The following is a 14,316-nucleotide window of genomic DNA, read 5'->3' on the forward strand; positions in this document are numbered from 1 at the left end:
TTCGATGGCGCGAATCTTTGGGATTCGCCTCGCCCGGAATGGTTCCTAACCTGGCTGCCAGTGGGGCTGGCGCTGGGGGCAGGGGCGGCCAGCTCGCTGTGTTACCATCCCAGGCCTTTGACAGACAGGCTGCATTCTCCTATGAGTGGCCCTCGGAAAGCCGACACGACATCCAGTCTGAGTATCTACCTGCGGTTGCTGCGTTATGTGGTCCCGTACTGGAGCCTGTTTGCAATCAGCATCCTCGGCTTCCTGCTCTTCGCCTCTACGCAGCCCATGCTGGGCTACATCCTCAAGTTCTTCGTCGATGGGCTGAACAACCCGGACGCCAGTTTTTTTGCCCAGGTACCTCATCTCAACGAGCTGGAGTGGCTGGCCGGGCTGAAGCTGCTGCAGGCGGTGCCCTTGCTGATCGTGGTCATCGCGCTGTTGCAGGGTGTCGGTTCGTTTCTTGGCAACTATTTCCTCGCCCGCGTCTCGCTGGGATTGGTACATGACCTGCGTGTAGCGCTGTTCAACAACCTGCTGACGCTCCCCAATCGCTACTTCGACAGCCACAACTCCGGGCATCTGATCTCGCGCATCACCTACAACGTGACCATGGTCACCGGAGCGGCGACCGATGCGATCAAGGTGGTGGTGCGCGAGGGTATGACGGTGATCTTTCTGTTCGCGACGCTGCTGTGGATGAACTGGAAGCTGACGCTGGTGATGGTGGCGATCCTGCCGGTGATCGGGGTGATGGTGTCCAGTGCCAGCAAGAAATTTCGCAAGCAGAGCAAGAAAATCCAGGTCGCGATGGGCGATGTCACCCATGTGGCCTCGGAAACCATCCAGGGCTACCGGGTCGTGCGCAGTTTCGGTGGCGAGGCCTACGAGCAGGCGCGTTTTCTCGGTGCGAGTCAGGACAACACCGGCAAGCAGCTGCGCATGGTCAAGACCAATGCGGTCTATACGCCGACGCTGCAACTGGTGATCTACAGCGCGATGGCAGTGCTGATGTTTCTGGTGCTGTACATGCGCGGCGATGCTTCTGCCGGCGATCTGGTTGCTTACATCACCCTGGCCGGCCTGCTGCCGAAACCGATCCGGCAGCTGTCCGAGGTCAGTTCCACCATACAAAAGGGTGTTTCCGGTGCCGAAAGCATCTTCGAGCAGCTGGACGAGGCCTCGGAAGTCGATGGCGGTACGCTGGAGCGTGAGCGAGTGGCGGGGCGCCTGGAGATCAACGGGCTGAGCTTCGTCTATCCGGGCACCGACAAGCAGGTGCTGCACGACATCAGCTTCAATGTCGAGCCGGGGCAGATGGTCGCGCTGGTCGGCCGTTCGGGCAGTGGCAAATCCACCCTGGCCAATCTTATTCCGCGGTTCTACCACCACGATCAAGGGCAGATTCTGCTCGACGGTGTGGATATCGAGGACTACACGCTGCGCAACCTGCGCCGGCATATCGCTCTGGTGACTCAGCAGGTGACCTTGTTCAACGACACTGTTGCTAACAACATCGCCTACGGCGATCTGGCTGGTGCCCCGTTGGAAAATATTCAGCGCGCGGCTCGCGATGCCTATGCGGACGAGTTCATCCAGCAGATGCCGCAAGGCTACCAGACGCTGGTTGGCGAGAATGGTGTGTTGCTTTCCGGCGGTCAGCGCCAGCGTCTGGCGATCGCCCGCGCGCTGTTGAAGAACGCGCCGGTACTGATCCTCGACGAGGCGACTTCGGCGCTGGACACCGAATCCGAGCGGCATATCCAGAGCGCGCTGGACCACGCCATGAGTGGACGCACCACGCTGGTCATCGCCCATCGTCTAAGCACCATCGAGAAGGCCGATCTGATTCTGGTGATGGAGCAGGGGCGTATCGTCGAGCGCGGCAACCATGCGCAGCTGCTGGCGGCCAACGGTGCTTATGCTCGTTTGCACGAGAAGCAGTTCAAAGACGACGAGCCGGCGTGATCCGCGTGTCCGCTGGGGCGCGCGAGCCGCGGCGCGCCGGCATGCTATGATCCGCGGCGTTTTCCAGCGCCCCGGAGCCCTCTCAATGAAGCTGTCCATGCCCCGTTTCGACCAAGCCCCCGTCCTGGTGGTGGGTGACGTCATGCTCGATCGCTATTGGCATGGCGGCACGTCGCGGATTTCGCCGGAGGCGCCGGTGCCGGTGGTCAAGGTCGAGCAGATCGAGGATCGCCCCGGTGGCGCAGCCAACGTTGCGCTGAACATCGCTGCACTGGGCGCGCCTGCCCGGTTGGTCGGCGTGACCGGCGAGGACGAGGCGCGTCAGAGCCTGGTCGACAGCCTCGCAGCCGCCGGCGTTGAAGCGCATTTCCAATGCATTGAGCACCAGCCGACCATCGTCAAGCTGCGCGTGATGAGCCGCCATCAGCAATTGCTGCGCATGGATTTCGAGGAGCCGTTCGATACCGATCCGGCGGCGATCCTGGCTGAGGTCGAGGCGCTGTTGGCCGGGGTCAAGGTGCTAGTGCTGTCTGACTACGGCAAGGGCGCGCTGAGGAATCATCAGGCGTTGATCCAGGCGGCGCGACGCCGTGGCATTCCGGTGCTAGCCGACCCCAAGGGCAAGGACTTCGACATCTACCGCGGTGCCACGCTGATCACGCCGAACCTGGGCGAATTCGAGGCAATCGTCGGGCATTGCGCCGATGAGGCCGAACTGGTCGCCAAGGGCGCCGAGCTGATGAGCCGGCTCGAGCTGGATGCGTTGCTGGTCACCCGTGGCGAGCACGGCATGACCCTGCTGCGTCCCGATCACGCGCCGCTGCACCTGCCGGCTCGTGCCCGTGAAGTGTTCGACGTGACCGGCGCCGGAGATACCGTCATTTCGACTCTGGCAGCGGCCATCGCTGCCGGTGAGCAGCTGCCGCAGGCCGTGGCACTGGCCAACCTGGCCGCCGGTATCGTGGTAGGCAAGCTGGGTACCGCATGTATCAGCGCACCCGAGTTGCGCCGAGCCGTGCAGCGCGAAGAGGGCTCCGAGCGCGGTGTAATGACCGTCGAACAACTGCTCACTGCGGTCGAGGATGCACGAGCAGAGGGCGAGAAGATCGTCTTCACCAATGGCTGTTTCGACATCCTGCACGCTGGCCATGTGACCTATCTGGAACAGGCTCGGGCGCAAGGTGATCGTCTGGTCGTGGCAGTCAACGACGACGGCTCGGTCAGCCGCCTGAAGGGGCCGGGGCGGCCGATCAACTCGGTGGATCGCCGCATGGCGGTGCTCGCCGGTCTGGAAGCGGTGGATTGGGTGGTGTGCTTTTCGGAGGACACGCCGGAAAACCTGCTGGCCCAGGTCCGCCCCGATGTGCTGGTCAAGGGCGGCGACTACGGCGTCGATCAGGTGGTCGGTGCCGAGTTGGTCAAGGCGTACGGTGGCGTGGTGAAGGTGCTGGGGCTGGTTGAAAACAGCTCGACCACAGCCATCGTCGAGAAGATCCGCAGCCGCTGAGCCCTTTGGATACGCCTACCGCGTATCGTCAGTAGGTGGATAGCCGCTTTTCGCGGCTTTCCACTTCGCGTTAACGGGCGGCCGCCATCGGCCGTGCCGCCCACCAATCCCGCCAGCGAACGCGCTCGTCGCGCACCACCCAGCCTTCCTGCGGCGCAAAGCTTTCCGATAGCCACAGGCCGCGAGTGTTCACCGGGCTGAACTGGCCATTGCGCAGTTGCAGCAGCTGATCCTGCGGCTGGCCCTGATGCAGCGGTATCAGGTAGATGTCGGGCCGGCTGCGCTCCAGGCGCGCAACCAGTTGCCCGTCCTCCAGGCGTTCGTCGACATGAAACAGGCTCAGCTGTCGCGTCTCTTTCGGTAGCTCCATGCGCATGTCATATACCAGCTGCAACGATGCGGTCGGCAGGTGTACATAGGCGCGAGGACGCTCCATCAGCACCATGTTGCCGCACTGCACCGGGCGCGTGGCGCCGGATTGCGAGGCGAGCTTAAAGTGCACCGCCTCTCGGTAGTGCAGGCTGGCCTGGTACGGAGTGGGCAGCCAGGTATCGCCGAAACGCCCGGCAAGCCAGCCTTCAGGGGTTTCCAGCAGGCATTCTTCGGCGATCTCCTGAATGGCGGTAAGCAGCGGCAGGTTCAGCTCATGCGCCGGGATGTATCCGGAAATCAGTTTGAGCACAACGTCACCACGGTCCGGCCGCTGCTGACGGACCAGCACCCAGTATTCGCGGCCCTGCCAGCTCATGGTCAGACGCACTGAAACGCCGAGATTGGCCAGTTCGATGGCAAAACGGCCCGGATCGGACACCTCCACCGGGCGGCGGCGCTCGATCACTTCGCTGAAGTTCAACGGCCGGCCCAGACTCTGGTAGCTCAGGTTGTCCTGGCTGGCCTCGACATAGAGAGGCAGGGTTTTGAATGCGGCAGGGCTCTTGCGCACCAGAACTCTTGGCATTCGGTTTCTCCTTGCGGCGAAGAAAGTAACCGCGCGGCATCAGCGTAATGCGCTTCCGGGCAGCGGATGAACGTTGCCGCCAGGACCGTTTCAGTTGCCGGTCAGAACGGCAGCAGCAGTCCGTACGTTAGCCGTCAAATGCTGCGGATTGATAGTGCCGATGATCGCGCCACTGACCCCGGGGTGGCCGAACAGTAACTCGAAGCTTCGGCGCACCGGGTCTTCACCTGGCTTGAGGCAGGCGTGGCCGCTGGCAAGCGCCTTCTTGATCAGAATGCCCTTGCCGTGGGCTGCAGCGTAGTCGAGCACTGGTCGCTCGGCCTGCTCGTTGAGGTTGTAGGTGACCATCGCGCAGTCGCCCCGTTGCAGCGCCAGCAGTCCGCCGTCCACGGTCTTGCCGGAGAGGCCGTAGCCGAGAATCTTGCCCTCGCGCTTGAGCTCGGCGAGGGTCTGGTAGACCTCGGCGTGCTGCAGGATGTCCAGATCGTTGCCATCGGAATGCACCAGCACCAGCTCGATGCGATCGGTGTGCAGACGCTTGAGGCTGCGTTCGACCGAAAAGCGCGTGTGCGTAGCGGAAAAGTCGAAGCGCGACTGGCTGTTCTCGAACTCCTCGCCGACCTTGCTGACGATCACCCACTCATCGCGCTGGCCGGCGAGCAGAGGGCCCAGCCGCTCTTCGCTGACGCCGTAGGCCGGGGCGGTATCGATCAGGTTGATGCCCAGGTCGCGGGCCAGAGCCAGAAGCTGGCGAGCCTGGGCATCGTCGGGAATGGCGAAACCGCTGGGATACTTCACACCCTGGTCACGTCCTAGCTTCACCGTTCCCAGGCCCAGCGGCGAAATGTTCAGACCGGTGCTGCCCAGCGGGCGGTGCAACTCATGCAGTGTTGCGTTCATGGCAGCAGCCCTTCCCAGAACGGCCCGGTCAACGGTGGTCGCGGCAGTTCCGGTAGCGCAGGATGCTGGACGGGGCGAATGCCGTCGCGGGCGAGAGCGGCTTCGACGCGGTCGGAAAAGTCCGGTGACAGCGCCAGCTTGGTTGGCCAGCCGACCAGCAGGCGGCCCTGCTCGGCGAGAAAGGCATTGTCCGGACGGGCGAGGGCCGATTGCGCCGGCTCGGCGCGGTCGATGCGTAGCGTGGCCCAGTGCGCTGCGGACAGGTCGATCCAGGGTACCAGCTCGGCCAGTTCCTTCTTCGCCGCGGCGATCTGGCTGGCTTCGTCGCGCGCCACGCCATCGGCTTCGGCCAGATCGCCGCCCAGGTACCAGACCCACTCGCCGTCTGCCGTCGGGTGGCTGGTCACGGTGATTCGCGGTTTGGTGCCGCCGCCCAGGCAGTGGGCGTAGAGCGGCTTGAGCGTCGGCGCCTTGACGATGACCATGTGCAGCGGTCGGCGCTGCATGGTCGGCTGCTGCAGGCCGAGCGAAGTGAGCAGCTCGGCCGTTCCGCCGCCGGCGCTGAAGACGATGCGCTGAGCGCGGATCTCGCGGCCGTCGACGCGCAGACCGACCAGCTCGTCGCCATCGAGCAGCGGTTCGACCTGCTGGCCGGCGAGCAGGCTGTCGCCGGCCAGCTCGGCCAGACGGGCGATCAGACTGGGCACATCGAGCACCAGTTCGCTGAGGCGGTAGACCTTGCCTTTGAATTTCGGGTGTTGCAGAGCGGGTGGCAGTTCGTCGCCCTTGACCTGACCAACCCGCGAGCGCACTGCCTTGCTGGCGAAGAAGCTGGTGAGGTTGCCGGCCAGAGTGCCGGGCGACCAGAGGTAATGCGCATCGGACAGCAGGCGCACGCCGCTGAGATCCAGCTCGCCCTTGCCTTCAAGAGCCTCGCGCCAGCGCCGTGGCATGTCGGCGATGGCTTCGGATGCGCCGGTGAGGGCGCCGCTCAAGGCGTATTTGGTACCGCCATGAATGATGCCCTGGGACTTCACGCTCTGCCCGCCACCCAGCGTTCCCTTGTCCACCAGCAACGTGGCAAAACCTTGCCTGCGCAGGCGCGCGTTGAGCCAGAGGCCGGCGACGCCGCCGCCAACGATCAGGACATCGGTGCTGAGGGATTCAGGCATGTGCAGGCCTCATACGGGGAAACGGACGCGCAGTATAACTGCATGCAGTTCGCGGGGCGCTCAGTGGCCGGTGCTGCCGGAGAACAGCTGAATGACCACCACGCCAGCGATGATCAGGGCCATACCGAGCACTGCCGGCAGGTCCAGGTGCTGGCGATAGATCAGCGCCGCAGCGATGCTGACCAGCACAATGCCCAGGCCCGCCCAGATGGCGTAGGCGATTCCCACCGGAATGGTCTTCACCACCAGCGCCAGCATCCAGAACGACAAGCTATAGCCGCAAATCACCAGCAACAGGGGCAGCGGGCGGCTGAAGCCGGCCAGGGCTTTCATCGAGGTGGTGGCGATCACTTCGGCGCAGATGGCGATGGCCAGGTAAACGTAACCGGACATGGGAAATCCTGATCGTGGGCTGGAGGAGGTCAACTTCGTTCGGTCGCGTCCTCGTCAACTAGTTCGCCAGCCGTGGCGATTGTGGCTCGCCGGCAGGCGGCTTGCTAAGCTCCGCGCCCATGAATCGCACCCTCTATACCCTGCTGTTCCACCTCGGCCTGCCGCTGGTATTTCTGCGCCTGCTCTGGCGCGCCTGGCGCGCGCCGGCCTACTCCCGTCGTATCGGCGAACGTTTCGCCTTTGGTTTGCCGCCGCTTCGTCCGGGTGGCATCTGGGTGCATGCGGTGTCGGTCGGCGAGAGCATCGCCGCGGCGCCGATGATCCGCGAACTGATGGCGCGCTATCCGCATCTGCCGATCACCGTCACCTGCATGACCCCGACCGGCTCGGAGCGCATCCAGGCGCTGTTCGGCGACAGCGTGCAGCACTGCTATCTGCCCTATGACCTGCCCTGGGCGGCGGCGCGCTTTCTTGACCGCGTGCGGCCGAAGCTGGCGGTGGTGATGGAGACCGAACTCTGGCCCAACCATATCCATCAGTGTGCACGCCGCAGCATTCCGGTGGCGCTGGCCAATGCGCGCTTGTCCGAGCGCTCGGCCCGCGGCTACGCGCGCTTCGCCCGTCTGACTGCGCCGATGCTGGCTAAGCTGAGCCTGATTGCCGTGCAGACCGAAACTGAAGCCGAACGTTTTCGCCAGCTCGGTGCGCGCGATGAGTGCGTGGAGGTGACCGGATCGATCAAGTTCGACCTGACCATCGACCCGGCACTGCTGGAGCGTGCCAGTAAACTGCGCCAGCAGTGGGCGGCGCTGGAACGGCCATTGTGGATCGCCGCCAGTACACACGCCGGAGAAGACGAGATCATTCTGGCTGCGCATCGCCAGCTGCTCAGCAACCATCCGCAGGCGCTGCTGATCCTGGTGCCCAGGCACCCGGAGCGCTTCGCCTCGGTGTACGAGTCGGCGGTCAGGGATGGGTTTGTCGCCGTGCGGCGCTCGACGGGGGAGGCAGTCGACGCCGGCACCCAGGTACTGGTCGGCGACACCATGGGCGAGCTGTTGTTTCTCTACGCGCTGGCGGATATCGCCTTCGTTGGCGGCAGTCTGGTGCCCAACGGCGGGCACAACCTCCTTGAGCCCGCAGCGCTGGGCAAGCCGGTGCTCAGCGGTCCGCACCTGTTCAACTTTCTCGAGATATCGGCACAGTTGCGCGCTGCTGGCGCCCTGCGTGAAGTGCAGGATGCCGCGCAACTGGCGCAGGTGGTCAGCGAACTCTGGGGCGATCCAGCCGGGGCCCAGGCGATGCGCGATGCCGGTCTCGGCGTGCTCAAGGCCAATCAGGGTGCTCTGGCGCGGTTGCTGGCGGGGTTGGGGCGGCTGCTCGGGTAGTTTGGCCGCGCGGATTCGGCGTCAGGCCGCGATGTTCGGCGCGGGATGCTTTCGATGGTTTTCCCGCCTCGGGCCGCGCAGCTCAACGCTAGAGTTTTAGCCGTTGGGCTCTCGCACAGGTGCATGAAGGTATCGCTACGCTACCCGGCCGATCATGCACCTGTTTCTCCTCCGTCGCTCAGTAATCGATCCGCACCGGCTGGCCGATGGTTTGCGGCAGGTCCGGTGGCAGGAAGTCGGTGTCCGGGTTGTAGTCGGGCTTCAGGTACGCCGCCAGCTGCTGCAGATCGTCCGGATTGAGCGTGCCCGCGGCCTGTTTCAGGCGCAGGTTGTCGAGGATGTAGTCGTAGCGGGCGTTGTTGTAGTCCCGCACGGCGCCATACAGGCGGCGCTGGGTGTCGAGTACGTCGACGATGTTGCGCGTGCCGACCTGATAGCCGATCTCCGTCGCCTCCAGCGCGCTCTGATTGGAGATGATCGATTGCCGGCGAGCCTCGACCTGCTCGATATCGGTGTTAACCGCTCGGTGCAGATTGCGTGTGGATTCGACCACCTGGCGGCGCAGGCTCTCGCGCTGCTGCTCGCTCTGGCTGAGCTGGTAATAGGCCTCGCGACTCTGCGAAGTGGTCAGGCCGCCACTGTAGAGCGGAATGTTCAGCTGCAGGCCGATGCTGCGCTGCTCGACGTCACCGGTGTAGCGCGGCATGTCGAAGCCCGGGATGCTCTGGCTGTTGCTGAAGCCCAGCGCATCGTTGTCGCCCTTGCGATAGGACGCCACCGCATCGAGCGTCGGTGCATGGCCGGAGCGGCGCTGGCGCAGGGTTTCTTCCGCTGCGGTCACCGCGTAATTGACCGCCAGCAGGTTGAGGTTCTGCCGCGTTGCGGTATCGACCCACGCCTTGGCCTCGTTCGGCACCGGGGCCAGCACCGGCAGGGTGTGGCGGATGCCTTCGAGGGCGATGTATTCGCGGTTGGTCAGTGTGTACAACGCCTGGAAGGCGTCCTCGACCTGGCGCTGTGCGATGGAGCGGTTGGCCCGGGCGGTATCGAAGCCGGCTTGGGCTTCGAGCACGTCGGTCTTGTCCGACAGGCCGACCTCGAAGCGCTCGTTGGCCTGGTCGAGCTGGCGCTTGAATGCAGCCTCCTCGGCCTTCACTGCCGCCAGGTTGTCTTGTGCGCGCAGCACGGCGAAGTAGGCCTGGGCGCTCTGCAGGATCAGGTCCTGTTCGGTGATGGAGTATTCGATTGCGGCCTGCTCGCTCACGGCTTCCGCGGCCTTGAGCTGGAACCAGCGATCGGCACGGAAGATCGGCTGGCTCAGCGTTGCCTGGTAGACGGTACCGCTGCGCGACAGCGAGGTGGAGCCCCTGCTGGTATCGACGTCCGTTTCGGTATCGCTCAGCTCGGCGCCGGCGCTGAGGTTGGGCAACAGCCCGGCCCGCGCCTGCGGCACGATTTCCTGCCGTGCGCGAAACTGCGCACGCGCTGCAGCCAGGTCGGCGTTGTTGTTGACGGCTTGCTGATAGACGCTGACCAGATCGGTCTTGCTGGCGAGCGGGACGGTTTGCTGTGCCCAGGCTGCTCCGGCGGTGAGGGAAGCCACGGCGAGAGCCAGGGGGAGTCTGCGCAGCATGTTGGGTCCATCCTGAATATAGCTGAGGGGCAAGGCTAAGCGGCGGCTGACGGGGGGTCAAGGCGCGTGTGCGAGGCAATGTCAGATGCCGGTTGCGGCCGGCCGGAATGACCGAACGGTCGACTACTTTCGCCCTTGGCATGGCGTTCGTACTGGGTCTTGATTAGACTCGATGGCGTTCTTGTCGGGGTGCCTTGAAGCGAAGGCTGAGATCGGAAAGTTTCGGATCCCGTTGAACCTGATCAGGTTAAGGCCTGCGTAGGGAACAAGATGTGCTCGCCAGTCGTTCGGCCAGCTCTCTCGGCGCCAGTTCCGGCGCACCCGATGCCCTTGCCATCCGTGTTTTCAGGTTCGCTCCGACAATTCTCTAGGAGCCAGCCTGATGCGTGTAGAACAACAGAACCTGAGTGAATCCGCCCAGGTCGACCAGCAGTCGATCCAACCCTTCCCGCGTTCGCAGAAAATCTATGTGCAGGGTTCGCGCCCGGATATCCGCGTACCGATGCGCGAGATCAGCCTGGACGTGACGCCCACGGACTTCGGCGGCGAGATTAACGCCCCGGTTACCGTCTACGACACCTCCGGCCCCTATACCGATCCGAACGTGCAGATCGACGTACGCAAGGGCCTGGCCGATGTGCGCAGTGCCTGGATCGAGGAGCGCGGCGATACCGAGAAGCTGCCGGGGTTGACCTCCGAGTTCGGCCAGCGTCGCCTGAACGACGCCGAGCTGACCGCCATGCGTTTTGCCCATGTACGCCATCCGCGGCGGGCCAAGGCCGGGCATAACGTCAGCCAGATGCACTATGCGCGCAAGGGCATCATCACGCCCGAGATGGAATACGTTGCCATCCGCGAGAACATGAAACTGACCGAAGCTCGAGAGGCTGGGTTGCTCAAGGATCAGCACGCCGGGCATAGCTTCGGCGCCTCGATCCCCAAGGAGATCACGCCGGAATTCGTGCGTGACGAAGTGGCCCGCGGTCGCGCCATCATCCCGGCCAACATCAACCACACCGAACTCGAGCCGATGATCATCGGCCGCAACTTCCTGGTGAAGATCAACGGCAACATCGGCAACTCGGCGCTGGGTTCTTCGATCGAAGAGGAAGTGGCCAAGCTGACCTGGGGCATCCGCTGGGGTTCGGACACGGTGATGGACCTATCCACCGGCAAGCACATCCATGAGACTCGCGAGTGGATCATCCGCAACTCGCCGGTGCCGATCGGCACCGTGCCGATCTACCAGGCGCTGGAAAAGGTCAACGGTGTCGCCGAAGACCTTACCTGGGAGCTGTTCCGCGACACGCTGATCGAGCAGGCTGAACAGGGCGTGGACTACTTCACCATCCACGCCGGGGTGCTGCTGCGCTACGTGCCGCTGACGGCCAAGCGCGTGACCGGCATCGTCTCGCGCGGCGGTTCGATCATGGCCAAGTGGTGCCTGGCGCATCACAAGGAGAACTTCCTCTACACGAACTTCGAGGAAATCTGCGAAATCATGAAGGCCTATGACGTCAGCTTCTCGCTGGGTGATGGCCTGCGTCCGGGCTCGATCGCTGACGCCAACGACGCTGCACAGTTCGGTGAGCTGGAAACCCTCGGTGAGCTGACCAAGATCGCCTGGAAACACGATGTGCAGTGCATGATCGAAGGCCCGGGTCACGTGCCGATGCACATGATCAAGGAGAACATGGACAAGCAGCTGGAGTGCTGCGACGAGGCGCCGTTCTACACCCTGGGCCCGCTGACCACCGACATCGCGCCGGGTTACGACCACATCACCAGTGGCATCGGTGCGGCGATGATCGGCTGGTTTGGCTGCGCCATGCTCTGCTACGTCACGCCGAAGGAGCACCTTGGTCTGCCGAACAAGGATGACGTGAAGACCGGCATCATCACCTACAAGATCGCCGCCCATGCTGCTGATCTCGCAAAAGGTCATCCGGGCGCACAGATCCGTGACAATGCGTTGTCCAAGGCGCGCTTCGAGTTCCGTTGGGAAGACCAGTTCAACCTCGGCCTCGATCCGGACACCGCGCGTGCCTTCCACGACGAGACGCTGCCCAAGGAGTCGGCCAAGGTGGCGCACTTCTGCTCTATGTGCGGGCCGAAGTTCTGCTCGATGAAGATCACTCAGGAAGTGCGCGAATACGCCGCTGAGCACGGCCTGACCGACGAGCAGAAGGCCATCGAGGCCGGCTTCGCCGAGCAGTCCTCGCGTTTCAAGGACGAAGGCTCGGTGATCTACAAACAGGTGTGACCGGCGAGGTGTGACTGACTGGCTGTAGACGACCCGAAGCGGACCGGCATATACCGGCCCGCTTCGTATCCTCAGAGATATTCCGGCTTCAGAATGCCTTCCAGCTGTTCATGAGGAATGAACAGTTCAGGGTGCCCGCTCGAGTACGGCGCAATGCTGTACACGTCGTACTTGAGCAACACGCTGTCTTTCAGCAGCGCGATGTTTGCGGTCTGCTGAAAGGGCCAGAAGCCGGTGAACTCGGCGTCCTGGGCGTGGCCGTTCTCCACCAGCCAGCGTTGATGGGCCTGGCGCGCAACGCGCCAGAACCTGCCCTCCTGCCCGGGGATCAGCAGGTCTGCGAGACGTAATTCCCGATCGGCCTCTCGGTCGTAGTTGATGAAGCCGCGACCGGGCATACCGTGGGCGCCACCGACATACAGATAGCTGGACAGCTCGACGACCAGGATGTCGCCGTGCTGCTCGCGCAGCTTGGCCTGCAGGTAGCTGCTCCAGCCCGGCTCGGCAGTGCGAAGAAACTGCTGCTGGTAACCCTTGAGCGAGTCCGGCAGGCGATCATCCGGACCATTGATGGTCATCCGGCGCAGGCGCGCGTCGATCAGGTTGTTCAGTTCGGGTTCGTCGGTGAAGGTCAGGGTGTCGATGTTCACCAGCGGGCAGTCTTCGCCCTGGCAGCCCTGCGGGCGTTGCTCGGTGAGGTTCTGCCGCACCTCCACCGGGCGTTCGGAGGCAAGGTGCTGACAGCCGCTCAGCAGCACGACAAGGCTGCTCAGCAGGATCAGAGTGCGGATGAAGGCGGTTCGATTCATGGTTGGTCCAGGCATGGCAGTGCGCTTTCGATTGCCGAAGACGCCTGAAGTTCGTGCGGCGCTGCAGGTGGAGCTTTCTTCGGCTACGGTGGTCTGCAAAGGGCTGCGCCAGCGACGATGCCGCGTTAGGATGGCGACGAAGCCGCTCACGTTGTGACGGTTGCAGTCGCCCGCCGCGCGGTTCAAACCGATATGAGTAGTACCCGATGAGCGAGACCTTCAAGCCCGGACCGGATGATGTCCAGATCCTCCGACGAGAGCAATGCTTCAGCGGTTTTTACCGGCTGGAACGCCTGCACCTGCGTCATCGCCAGTTCAGCGGCGCCATGGGCGCGGAGTTGAGTCGCGAGCTGTTCGTGCGGCATGACGCCGTGTGCGTGCTGCCCTACGATCCGCAGCGCGATCAGGTGGTGCTTATCGAGCAGTTCCGCGTGGGGGCGCTGGGCAAGGTTGAGAACCCCTGGCTGATCGAGCTGGTGGCGGGGCTGATCGACAAGGACGAGTCACCTGACGCGGTGGCCCGGCGCGAGGCGGTCGAAGAAGCCGGGCTGGAGCTGGGCGAGCTGTGGCCGATCACCCGGTACTTCCCGTCCCCGGGCGGCAGCGATGAACAGGTGCATCTCTACATCGGTTGCTGCGACAGCGAAGGCGCACAGGGCGTCTTCGGTCTGGCCGAGGAAGGCGAGGATATCCGCGTGCATGTATGGCCGCTGCAGCAGGCACTCCGCGCGGTCAACGAGGGGCGTATCGACAATGCGGCCAGCATCATTGCACTGCAGTGGCTGGCCTTGAATCGAGAGCAGGTGCGGGGGGCGTGGACATGAGAAAGACGCGCGAGCGATACCGAGTCGACCTGCTCGAACTGCAGTCGGCCTGCGAGGCCAATTACCTGCGCCTGATGCGCCTGCTGCCGGGCATGCGTAACGGTTGCGACGCGCGCCGCATCGCCATCAGTCAGGGCGACATGTTGCTCGGTGTGCTGGTGCTCGAGGTGCTGGAGAGCTGCCCTTACACCACGACCTTGCAGGTCAGTCAGGAGAACTGCCTGACCTGGTTGCCGGTGCCGAAGATGGAGGTGCGGGTTTACCACGATGCGCGCATGGCCGAAGTCATTCGCGCCGAGAATGCGCGACGTTTCCGCGGCATCTACCACTACCCCAACGCGCAGATGCACCAGCCGGACGAGAAGAACCAACTCAATCTGTTCCTCGGCGAATGGCTGGGCCACTGTCTGGCCTGCGGGCACGAGCTGGAACCGGTGCTCTGACCCCTTGCACCATGCCTTGATAGCCTGATACTGCGCTTGATCCGCCCTGGATGCGCAGCGCTATTCTGTG

12 protein-coding genes and 1 riboswitch are annotated in these 14,316 nt (G+C 63.8%); of the genes, 6 read left to right on the plus strand and 6 right to left on the minus strand.

Features of this window, described 5'->3' with window-relative positions; all coding sequences use genetic code 11:
• The first annotated feature begins 141 nt into the window (after positions 1 to 141).
• Complete coding sequence (msbA, locus tag RT582_RS12965; RefSeq protein ID WP_036999403.1) at positions 142 to 1,956, plus strand: lipid A export permease/ATP-binding protein MsbA; 1,815 nt, start codon at positions 142 to 144, stop codon at positions 1,954 to 1,956.
• 85 nt (positions 1,957 to 2,041) lie between these two features.
• Complete coding sequence (gene hldE, locus RT582_RS12970) at positions 2,042 to 3,463, plus strand: bifunctional D-glycero-beta-D-manno-heptose-7-phosphate kinase/D-glycero-beta-D-manno-heptose 1-phosphate adenylyltransferase HldE (protein WP_313477685.1); 1,422 nt, start codon at positions 2,042 to 2,044, stop codon at positions 3,461 to 3,463.
• 70 nt (positions 3,464 to 3,533) lie between these two features.
• Here the strand turns inward: hldE and RT582_RS12975 are convergent, their stop codons facing one another.
• The 4 genes from RT582_RS12975 to RT582_RS12990 all read right to left on the minus strand — a co-directional run bounded on the left by RT582_RS12975 (position 3,534) and on the right by RT582_RS12990 (position 6,886).
• Positions 3,534 to 4,421, minus strand: coding sequence for a hypothetical protein (locus tag RT582_RS12975; RefSeq protein WP_042921859.1), 888 nt, complete (start codon positions 4,419 to 4,421; stop codon positions 3,534 to 3,536).
• A gap of 90 nt (positions 4,422 to 4,511) precedes the next feature.
• Positions 4,512 to 5,321, minus strand: coding sequence for an aldo/keto reductase (locus RT582_RS12980; protein ID WP_278361530.1), 810 nt, complete (start codon positions 5,319 to 5,321; stop codon positions 4,512 to 4,514).
• Entirely contained in the window at positions 5,318 to 6,493 is a 1,176-nt protein-coding gene (locus RT582_RS12985) for an NAD(P)/FAD-dependent oxidoreductase (protein WP_278361531.1), read from the minus strand. Before RT582_RS12985 ends, RT582_RS12980 begins: the two co-directional genes overlap by 4 nt.
• A gap of 60 nt (positions 6,494 to 6,553) precedes the next feature.
• Entirely contained in the window at positions 6,554 to 6,886 is a 333-nt protein-coding gene (locus RT582_RS12990) for a DMT family transporter (protein WP_046617622.1), read from the minus strand.
• Positions 6,887 to 7,005: 119 nt separating this feature from the next.
• On the opposite strand from RT582_RS12990, the gene waaA reads away from it, so the two are divergent.
• Positions 7,006 to 8,274 carry a lipid IV(A) 3-deoxy-D-manno-octulosonic acid transferase gene (gene waaA / locus RT582_RS12995; RefSeq protein WP_313477687.1) on the plus strand — a complete coding sequence of 423 codons (1,269 nt, stop codon included), beginning with the start codon at positions 7,006 to 7,008 and terminating at the stop codon, positions 8,272 to 8,274.
• A 178-nt stretch (positions 8,275 to 8,452) separates the two neighbouring features.
• On the opposite strand, the gene RT582_RS13000 is transcribed toward waaA, so the two are convergent.
• Positions 8,453 to 9,907, minus strand: a complete 1,455-nt coding sequence (locus RT582_RS13000) for a TolC family outer membrane protein (protein ID WP_221103402.1) — start codon at positions 9,905 to 9,907, stop codon at positions 8,453 to 8,455.
• A 175-nt stretch (positions 9,908 to 10,082) separates the two neighbouring features.
• Positions 10,083 to 10,189: riboswitch (TPP riboswitch) on the plus strand.
• A gap of 100 nt (positions 10,190 to 10,289) precedes the next feature.
• Here RT582_RS13000 and thiC point away from each other — a divergent pair.
• Positions 10,290 to 12,170: a phosphomethylpyrimidine synthase ThiC gene (thiC, locus tag RT582_RS13005; RefSeq protein WP_003285206.1), complete on the plus strand. Its 1,881-nt coding sequence runs from the start codon at positions 10,290 to 10,292 to the stop codon at positions 12,168 to 12,170.
• Positions 12,171 to 12,241: 71 nt separating this feature from the next.
• Here thiC and RT582_RS13010 read toward each other — a convergent pair whose 3' ends face one another.
• Positions 12,242 to 12,979, minus strand: coding sequence for an RsiV family protein (locus RT582_RS13010; RefSeq protein WP_313477691.1), 738 nt, complete (start codon positions 12,977 to 12,979; stop codon positions 12,242 to 12,244).
• Positions 12,980 to 13,185: 206 nt separating this feature from the next.
• Between RT582_RS13010 and RT582_RS13015 the strand changes: the two genes are divergently transcribed.
• Entirely contained in the window at positions 13,186 to 13,803 is a 618-nt protein-coding gene (locus RT582_RS13015) for an NUDIX domain-containing protein (RefSeq protein WP_313477693.1), read from the plus strand.
• Positions 13,800 to 14,246, plus strand: coding sequence for a DUF1249 domain-containing protein (locus tag RT582_RS13020; protein ID WP_003301652.1), 447 nt, complete (start codon positions 13,800 to 13,802; stop codon positions 14,244 to 14,246). Before RT582_RS13015 ends, RT582_RS13020 begins: the two co-directional genes overlap by 4 nt.
• Positions 14,247 to 14,316: the final 70 nt, after the last annotated feature.

Source organism: Stutzerimonas kunmingensis (assembly GCF_032106285.1).
Lineage (GTDB): Bacteria > Pseudomonadota > Gammaproteobacteria > Pseudomonadales > Pseudomonadaceae > Stutzerimonas > Stutzerimonas kunmingensis_B.